Source organism: Clostridium sp. DL1XJH146 (assembly GCF_054819755.1).
This window is the reverse complement of sequence record NZ_JBTVVN010000001.1, coordinates 307,675-317,411: the sequence shown is the minus strand read 5'-3', so window position 1 is coordinate 317,411 and position 9,737 is coordinate 307,675. Positions and strand designations below refer to the sequence as shown.

7 protein-coding genes are annotated in these 9,737 nt (G+C 28.2%); all 7 read left to right on the top strand.

Annotated elements, in window-relative coordinates; all coding sequences use genetic code 11:
• A partial coding sequence (locus ACVHXK_RS01545) for a DUF4352 domain-containing protein (RefSeq protein WP_461204580.1) occupies positions 1–261 on the top strand: 261 nt, incomplete at its 5' end.
• Between the two features lie 301 nt (positions 262–562).
• A complete protein-coding gene (locus tag ACVHXK_RS01540; protein ID WP_461204579.1) occupies positions 563–1,645 on the top strand; it encodes a helix-turn-helix transcriptional regulator in 1,083 nt (360 codons plus the stop codon).
• A gap of 56 nt (positions 1,646–1,701) precedes the next feature.
• Positions 1,702–4,080, top strand: a complete 2,379-nt coding sequence (locus ACVHXK_RS01535; RefSeq protein ID WP_461204578.1) for a dynamin family protein — start codon at positions 1,702–1,704, stop codon at positions 4,078–4,080.
• Positions 4,070–4,432 (top strand): hypothetical protein, encoded by a 363-nt coding sequence (locus tag ACVHXK_RS01530; RefSeq protein WP_461204577.1) that lies wholly within the window; start codon positions 4,070–4,072, stop codon positions 4,430–4,432. The genes ACVHXK_RS01535 and ACVHXK_RS01530 overlap by 11 nt, the downstream gene beginning before the upstream one ends.
• A 12-nt stretch (positions 4,433–4,444) precedes the next feature.
• Positions 4,445–7,474, top strand: a complete 3,030-nt coding sequence (locus ACVHXK_RS01525) for an ATP-binding protein (protein ID WP_461204576.1) — start codon at positions 4,445–4,447, stop codon at positions 7,472–7,474.
• The gene (locus ACVHXK_RS01520) at positions 7,471–8,169 is read left to right on the top strand and encodes a hypothetical protein (protein WP_461204575.1); all 699 of its coding nucleotides are present in this window, start codon (positions 7,471–7,473) and stop codon (positions 8,167–8,169) included. The genes ACVHXK_RS01525 and ACVHXK_RS01520 overlap by 4 nt, the downstream gene beginning before the upstream one ends.
• Positions 8,162–8,866, top strand: coding sequence for a PoNe immunity protein domain-containing protein (locus ACVHXK_RS01515; RefSeq protein WP_461204574.1), 705 nt, complete (start codon positions 8,162–8,164; stop codon positions 8,864–8,866). Before ACVHXK_RS01520 ends, ACVHXK_RS01515 begins: the two co-directional genes overlap by 8 nt.
• Positions 8,867–9,737 lie beyond the last annotated feature (871 nt).

The following is a 9,737-nucleotide window of genomic DNA, read 5'->3' as shown; positions in this document are numbered from 1 at the left end:
ACAATAGATACAGCTCTATTTACATTAATTGAGGATGATGGAACAGAATATTCAGCAGATACTTATGCTGGTGATTGCATTGAGGATAATGGAGATTTTTTCTTAAATCAATTAAACCCTAAGATTGAACAAACAGGTTATATAGTGTTTGATGTAGCGGATGTTTCAAAGTCTTATCAATTACAAGTTGCAGCTAGTATATTTTCAAGTAATACGGAGTTGATATCTTTAGGAGAGAATGTAGCGGCTAATGATCAATAATTATACAGAATAATAGTAAATGTTGTTTGTAGATTAAGGTATAAAGTTAAACTGAGAATTGTTGCTGTAGTTCTCAGTTTAATTTTATTGACCATTGTTTTTGAATTATTAGAAAAATAATAGAAAAATAATATCTTATTATAAAATCTTTAAAAATATAAAATTATATGAATTTAATAAAACATTAAATTTTACAGAAAAGGCATTGTTAAAAGACTTATAAGCTATTAAATAATTTTTAACAATATGACAAGATAATACAAAATATTTGCAGCATTTGTTATATACTAGGGGTATATTATTGTTAATTATTAACTATAGAATAGCTGGTGTAAATATGAATGATAGAGTAGAAGGTTATGGAATGAAGAAATCACAAGCCTTATTAAAAATGTATAAAACATTAATATCAGGTGGGACAATTGATAAAAATAAATTTGCAAAAGAGATAAAGGTGTCTACTAAGACCATTGAAAGGTATGTAGAAGATATAAACCTTAGTTTCTATGAAGATAATGAAGCAAATTTTAATGATGTTAGGGTTGAGTATGACAAGCAGTTAAAAAAATATATATTGAAGTCTGGAGAGAATCTTTTCTTAACTAAAGAAGAGATTTTAACTCTTTCAAAAATCTGCTTGGAAAGTAGAGGATTAAGCAAAAATCAGATGGATATACTCTTAAACAAATTAGTATCAAACTGTTGTTATTCTGATAGAGCTTACATTAGCGAAATAATTTTTAGTGAAAGAAGCATTTATAAAGAACCAAGACATAAGGACAATAATTTAATAAATAAAATTTGGGATTTAACCAAAGCAATAAGAGAAAATCGAAAAATTCTAATAAATTATACAAGACTAGGTGGAAATGGTGAAGTTTTAGAGAAAACCGTATGTAGAAAAATACGGCCCTATGGATTATTGTTCTCAGAGTATTATTTCTATTTAATCGCCACCATTGAATGGGAAACAGGCAAAACATCAACTAAATATATACCTTATAGATTAGATAGGATAAAGTCCTATCAATTGTTAGACGAGCTATATAAAATGGATCTAACTAACAAAGTAGAAGAGGGAGAAATTCGAAAAATTACTCACTTTATGTATATGGGAGACTTAGAGCATATAGAATTTATATTTACAGGGAAATCTATAGAAGCTGTTGAGGACAAACTCCCCGATGCGGAAATCAATCAAATAGCTACAGGTGAATATCTTGTTAGAGTCAAAGGCTATGCCCATGGACTTAAGATGTGGCTCCTTAGTCAAGGTGCTGCTGTTAAAGTTCTTAAGCCGGAGAGGTTTAGGGATGAGATGAGAGATGAGGTTGAGAAGATGTGGAGGGGGTATTCTGGTAGTGTTTTAGGTAAAGACACTTAGTGAGGCTAATAAGAGTTTATTATATTAAAATATTTTAGTAGAAAGGTAGAGAGTATATGAATCAAAATACAATCCGGATTTGGTATAATCCTTATAAAAAAAATATAAGATTCCAACGTGTAGGAGAAAATGGAAGTTGGAGATCTTTATCAAGTAGTTCAAATTTATTAGAGTTTCAAAATGGTAAGTATTCGATACAAAATTGTGGTGAAGAAATAATTAAACTTATAGATAAAGAACAAAATGTTGGTAATAATGGAATTGTAATTGAATTTTTAGGTACAGAATCAGATTTTAAAGATTTTTATGATATTAATGAGTCATTAAATAATAAGTCAATTAAATTAGAATATAATAAATCTAATACTTTACCAGAATCTCAAGCAGCAATGAAAGTGATAGAATCTGCTTATGAAGCATTAGAAGCAGAATTTACAGAGTATATGGGAGAATCAAATGATTTAAGTTATAGTCAGCGTAGCATAGGAGAATATATTTCTAAATTCAATGATATTAAAAAACCTGATATTAATATTTGTATAATAGGAAACTATAGTGTTGGTAAGTCAACATTTATTAATGCATTAATTGGAGAAGAATTACTACCTAGTGCAACTGACCCAACTACCGCTAGAGTTATGAAAATACGTAATGATAATAACTATTCTATTGAGTTCAGTTATAAAGATAAAACAATTTCAATGAATTGGAGTAACAATAAATACTATTATTCTGGAAGTATCCATGACAACTATGAAATTGCAAATAAAATAGATGAATATATATATACTGAAAAAACAATAATTGAACAAATGCATCAGGTTTTACAGATGCTAAATCAAAAATATGAAGATGATGGAAAGATATTAGATGAAATTCTTAAGAATGTAGGGACTGAAATTAAACTTAAAATTCCTTTCGTGCAATCAAAGCTTAAAAACAACAAGTTTTCATTTGTTATATTCGATACTCCAGGAAGTAATGCTGGAACATATGCTGATACACATAAAAAAGTCTTAGAAAAGACGTTATCTGACCAGACCAATGCATTTCCTATTGTATTATTTGATAGAAAAAATTTAGATTCAACAGATAATGAAAATTTAACTAAACAAATGCAAGATTTTGATAACAAGTTAGACAACGTAAATAAATTAGTTGTTATAAATATGGCTGATACGATGACGGTGGATGAGTTGACTAAAGGTATTGATGAATCAATATCAAAGAAATGGAAACTAAATAAGATTTTGTATACATCATCAATCATTGCGTTAGGAGCAAAAAAGGAAACTCCAATATGGATAGATAAAGGTGCAGATGAGAAATTTGAGACCAGGAAATCACATTTTTTAAAAGGCTCTAAATATTTCAAACAATTATATAAATATAATTGTTTGCCAGAAAAAGAGTATAATGAAATAAAGCTAAATTGCGAACAAATTAGTTCAGATGAACAGAGACAGCTATTAAATAATAGCGGTATAGTTGCTGCAGAATATTTGATTAATCAGTTTGCTTGTAAATATGCTAATTATTTAAAAGCTGAAGAATCTTGTGACTATTTGATGAATATATTGAAAAAAGTTGAAACAGAAAAAAACAAGTTAACGGAAGATTTAAAAGAAGAGCAATCAGACTATCAGAATAAGCGTATAGGCAAGAAGAAAGAGTTAATAAAGAAAATTAAAGAAATAGAAATTTCAGATAAAGAAATTCAGAAGATAGAAAAAGAACTTGAAGTTAAATATTCTGATTATCTTGAAGAGTTTTGTGAAACATTATATGAAAAAACAGCTGAAAAATGGAATGAAACAAAGATAAAAAACTTAAAAGGTGAACAAGCCACTAAACAGTGTCATGGAGATATGATTAGTTATTGTAATGAATGTTATGAAGATATATTTCCGATGATTGAAAATGAGATGATCGACGAGTTAAATAAATTGGCTTCTTTGTATCAACAAAGAATAATTAAAGTCATTAATGCTGATGAAGAAATTAGCGATTCAGTTAAAGAAAGATTGAACAACACGAAAGTAAAAGAACCAAAGTTTAAGGCTAAATACAAGTCATTTAAAATTGATATGAAAGCATTTTCTAAAGTGTTTTTGTTTTGGGGAGTAAAAATAGATCCTAAAAAATATTCAAAAGCATTGAGATTTAAGTTAACGGGTGATTTTAATATAGATTGTATAAGAAATCCATTAGAGATTATGAAGAATGATTTTGGTAAGTGGAAGAAAGAAAATTGTAATAATTATTTATCGAATATTGATGAGGCGAGTTTAACTTTAAAAAAATATGATGAAAAGATTGATGAATTAGAGAAAACAATTTCGAAATATTCTGAAAGTCTTAAAAAAATGTCTGACAAAAATAGTAAACTCAATAAATTACTAATCTTTAGGGAGGATAAGTATAATGAAAAATAGCAATGGAAGAGAGGCAAGCTATGCTATAGCGGAATTAGTATCTAATATTGTAGAAGGTAAGATTACAAAAAAACTCACTGAAAAAGAATTGATAAAAATCCAAAAAAAATATGAAGAACCATTTATGATTTATGAACCTGATAGAAAAGAAAAACCTTGGGATATTAACTATTTAAATGAGTTGAAAAAAGCAGTTCCTTTTGGAGCAACATCATCTGAATATATATTATATATGGCTGAGGTAGCGGATGAGATTTATAAAAATAAAAGATTAATAAAGAATATTCTTTATATAGTAGGGGTTATTTCAGGAATTGCAATTATACTAAGTTTGATTAAATATATTGATTAGGTGGGTTTATTGATGAATGAAGAAAAAGGTAGTATCAGTAAATTTAAAAACAAAGAAGATGAAAAATATAAAGTTTTTGGAGAATATAAGAACACAGCCATAGAAGATAAACTAGAATTAATACAAAATAATATTGATAAGATTTCAACGGAAGTATTTAGAAATTACTTATCAAAAATTGATACACTTTATGAACCAAAAAAATTAAACAATAATTTTAATGCAGATAATCGTATAAGATTTGTAAATATTACAAGATATGTAATTGATGAAAAGGAAAACAATATCGATAAATTAAAAAATGTTTACAATGTATTATCAGAATCAGAGTGCAATATTGCATTAATATTTGATAGAAATCAAATAGAGTGTAATATATACTTAGCTATTTGCAATAAAGGCAGTGATGATGATATTCCTATTGCTGATGGGTTTCTTCATAATATTGAAGCTGCTATGCTTGGAAATTTTCCTGGTACAACATATAATCCTTGTGGCGGTATTGGAAAACAAAAAAGATATGCATCAGTTAAGATGGCTGCAGAATTCAGAAAAAAAATTTTATCTAAGAGAAAAAGTACTATTTCTATGACAACTAATATTGCTTCTGAAAAATCAGAAGACTTTGTTAGTCAGAGCATTGAAAAGTTAATAGACGGGTATATTCCTGAAAACGAAGATGAGGAATATATTATGATTTTATTAGCAGAACCAAAGAAACAAAATTATATTGAGGAATTGAAAAAAATGTATTGCAACTATTTTACTATATTAAGTCCTTTTTCTTCTTGGGAAGAAGTACATTCATATAGTGATACAATTAATCTTATGGAAAATGTCACAAAAGGTAAAAATATTAATGTAGGTATACCTTGTATGCTTGGAGCTGGAGTAAATTATACAAAATCTTTAGGTGAAAATAGGGGGAATTCTAAAACAAGAGGATTAACTCTTAGTTACACTTTATATGAAGTTAAAAAGACACTAGAAAGAATAGAAAGTCAAATAAAGAGATTAGAAGAATGTGAAGCTTTGGGAATGTGGGATTTTGCTACATATGTACTATCAAATGATTATACAACATCAGTTAATGTTGCAAAAACGTATAAGTCACTTACACAGGGGAATAATTCACACATTGAAAAAGCAGCAATCAATACTTGGAATGGACATATAAAAGAACAGAAAGATTGTGTAGATAGAATGAAAGAGAGTTTAGCCATGTTTTTTCATCCTGAATTCCAAATAAAAGAAAATGATAAATTGATTAAATTACCAGATAATGTTAATGGATGTACATGTATTTCAGGAGTAGAATTGGCAAGAGCTATGTCTTTGCCTAAACGTTCAGTACAGGGGTTTCCGGTTGTGAAATGTGCAGAGTTTGGACGTGATGTGTTATCTTTTGATACTGAATGTATAATAGGAGATATTGAGATTGGTTGTATAAATCATATGCATCGGAAAGAAAGAAAAAAAACAGTGAAGCTTAATAAAGAAAGTTTAGCAGCACACACTTTTATTACAGGTTCAACAGGTTCAGGTAAGTCAAATACCATATATAAAATTCTTTCTGAACTTGATAAGGAGAATGTGAAATTTCTTGTGATAGAACCAGCGAAGGGAGAATATAAAAATATTTTTGGAGGTAGAAATGATGTATCTGTTTACGGAACAAATCCTAATAAAACATCATTACTTAGATTAAATCCTTTTTCTTTTCCAGAAGACATTCATATATTGGAACATATTGACCGATTAATTGAAATATTTAATGCTTGTTGGCCAATGTATGCAGCAATGCCTGCAATACTTAAGGATGCTGTAGAAAAAGTTTATAAAAATAAAGGTTGGAGTTTGACGAAGTCTATTTGTATTCCTCGTAAATTTCCAACATTTTATGATTTAATAGAAGAGCTACCAAAGGTTATTTATGAGTCTGAATATTCAACTGATACCAAAGGCGATTATATAGGAGCGTTAAGTACTAGGATAAAATCATTAACAAATGGAATTAATGGACAAATTTTTTGTTCTTCTCTAGAAATTTCTAATGAACTTTTATTCGATTCAAATGTAATAGTTGATATAAGTAGAGTAGGTTCAATGGAAACTAAATCTTTACTTATGGGTATTATGATTATGAAACTTCAAGAATATAGAATGTCTTATAGTAATATGAATGATGAGTTAAAACATATTACAGTATTGGAAGAAGCACACAATATTCTTCGTAGAACAATGTCTGAACAGAGTCAAGAAAGTTCAAATTTGCAAGGTAAATCTGTTGAAATGATTGCAAATGCAATTGCTGAGATGCGTACATATGGAGAAGGATTTATTATTGCAGATCAATCACCAGGGTTAATGGATATGTCGGTTATTCGTAATACAAATACAAAGATAATTATGCGTTTACCAGATGAAGAAGATAGAAAACTTGTCGGTAAGGCAGCTGCTCTGAATGATAATCAAATAATTGAACTATCTAAACTTAGGTGTGGAGTTGCAGCAATATATCAAAATGATTGGCTTGAGCCAGTATTATGTGCTGTCGACTTATTTGAGAATGATAAAGAGCAAGCGTACATATTTAGAAAAAATAATGATGTACAAACTGCAATTACACAAAAATATTTTAAAAAATTGTTGAATACATCTGATAATTATGAATTTATCGATGAAGAAGTTGAAAAAATAAAGAGTTGGATTGATTCTTTGAATGTGGGTAATTATACTAAACAAATCATGTATAAGAGTTTGGATAGTTCAGTTCTAGACCAGAAAGAAAAAGAAACAATTTTATATAACATTTTCGATGGGAAAAAATTAGCTATACAACTTGCAAATGCTAGTGGAGATGATTTTTTAGCATTAGAAAATTTGGATAATCAAATTAGAAATATGTATGATATTGATGATTTGCTAATGGCACAAAATATTCGTAAATTAATATTAAATATAGTTGTTGAAATGGTAAAAGGTAATGAATTTCAAAAAAAGATAGAGTTTTTTTCTTTATATAGTGGAGGAATTATATGATAGGATTGACTTTGAAATCTGAAATTAAATCACCAGAAAATAAATTTGATTCAATAGAAAATAAACTAATGACCGAAATTTTAGAATTACCAGAGCAAATTGGTGAAAATTTTGAATTAAATAATTTACCAGATGAAATTAGTGAGAATCAGGAATTTAAAGAAATGGCTAATAATGAAAGAGTGATTAGTAGTGAGATAAATTTAGAAGAAAAAATAAGTATGCAAAATGATGAAATTTTAAGAGTTGAAAGCGATAAAAAGAATTTAGAAACCACAATTGAAAAGGGCAATTATGGAGAAATGAAAACAGATCAAGATTTATTAGAAAAGGGATATGACAGAATAAGTAATGATAGGGTAACAAGTTTAATTGACATGGGGCATCAAGGCATAGATGGGGTATATCAAAACTTCGAAGGAAGACCACAGTATTTAGTCGTAGATGCTAAGTATGGTTCAGCTCAGTTATCAGATACTCATGATGGAAAACAAATGAGTGATAACTGGATTGATAAGAGATTAGATGATTGTGTTGGAAAGGAAAGAGCAGATGATATACGTATGGAACAAATGTTAAATCCACATAATGTGGGAAGTTATATTTCACATATCGATGAAAAAGGGATAGTTACATACGATAAACTTGATAAAAGTGCAAATGTTGTAGAAAGGGGTGTGAAAATAAATGTGTAGAGATAAATTAAGAGACCAAATTTACTTCGATAAATTTCTAGCGTATGAAAATGCAAGGATAATCAAATTTTCTACTACATTAGAGAAACTTGTTACAAATAAAGGTGAAAATGATATAGGTGTTATAAATGGTTATAAAATGATGGCAAATTTCTGTAAAAATAAGATGGTAGCATTATATTCTGCAGGAAATAGTATTGATGAAGTTAAAAATGCTTATGGAGATGTGCTTAAGTATTCAGAAAAAAATAAAGAGATATCATATAATGAGATAATTGACATAGTCGCAATAGCTATACTTTTAAATGTAAAAAATGAAATAAGAAATAATGTTATAAAAATTATTAAAAAGTGTAATAATCAAGATGCGTTATTGTTAGCGTTAACTGAATATTTGATATATGGTAAAATTGAAAAATATCAAGATGAATTGTTATATCCTAGTCAATATAAGCAACTATTAAGTATTTTAAAAGAAGAAGATAGAGAAATAGAAAAAACTCTTTTATTAAATTATATCAATAATATATGGTATGAAAGTAATAAAGATGCAGCTTGGTATGATTCTCATAAGAGCAATAACGAGACTTATTGCGGGTATTGGTGTTTTATAGGGGCAGCTATAGTTAAAATTTTAAATTTAGATAATAAAAACTTTAAGAGTTTGAACTATTATCCATATGATATGGTTTGCTAAAAAGTCAGTAGGAGGTTCAACAGGTGAGTTAACAAGCTATCACACTAGGAGCACTGGTGCTTCTAAATAACAATATATAAAGTATATAATTTGTTAATCATCACCGGTGCTTTTGTGAGGAGACGTAATCTACGAACTTGTTTTCAGATAATCATTGGTATTACGTGCATATAAATAATAAATATTTCAACTGATTTATTCTTTGTATTAAGTAGCTTAATAATAGGGGCAGTCGTAGGAATTGTAAATAGACTTCAGAATAGATATAAAAACTCGTAATAAAGCACAACTAAAGAGTTTAGATAATTATTTATGCGTGCATATTTTCTTAGTGATAAACTATTGCAATTAGTACTGAGGGGTAGCAGGCATTTTGAAAGAAGAAACTAAATGAGGAAAAAACAAAAAAAGTATGTGATGACTGTGAATTACATTTATTTTGTATAGCAGAAGCGAGCACTAATGATTCTAGTGTAATAGCAACAAGACCATTAACTTGGAATGATTATTTAGATTAAGGGGAAAAAGAAGTTCTAAATAGATTGCCCGAAATAGAACAAGAAGAATTTCATAAAGAAATTAAAAGGGTTGTTATGAAATTTAAAAAGGAGAGTAGAAAATGGGTGCTATTACACTTAAATCTGGAAATAATAACGAATATAGAAAAGCAAGTATAAGTAGAGAGAAATTAATGTAAATATTAAACTTTGGATTTAAGCGGAATACAGATGATAATTTTAAGCTAAACTATAGGATATGTTGCATCTAATTAACCGTTGGGTACTTAATTTCTAGTAATAAAGGTTGAGTGGGCAGTGTTAAATCATTTTATAGGCAAGCCGCTTATGTTTTATTTATAAAATTTCGATTG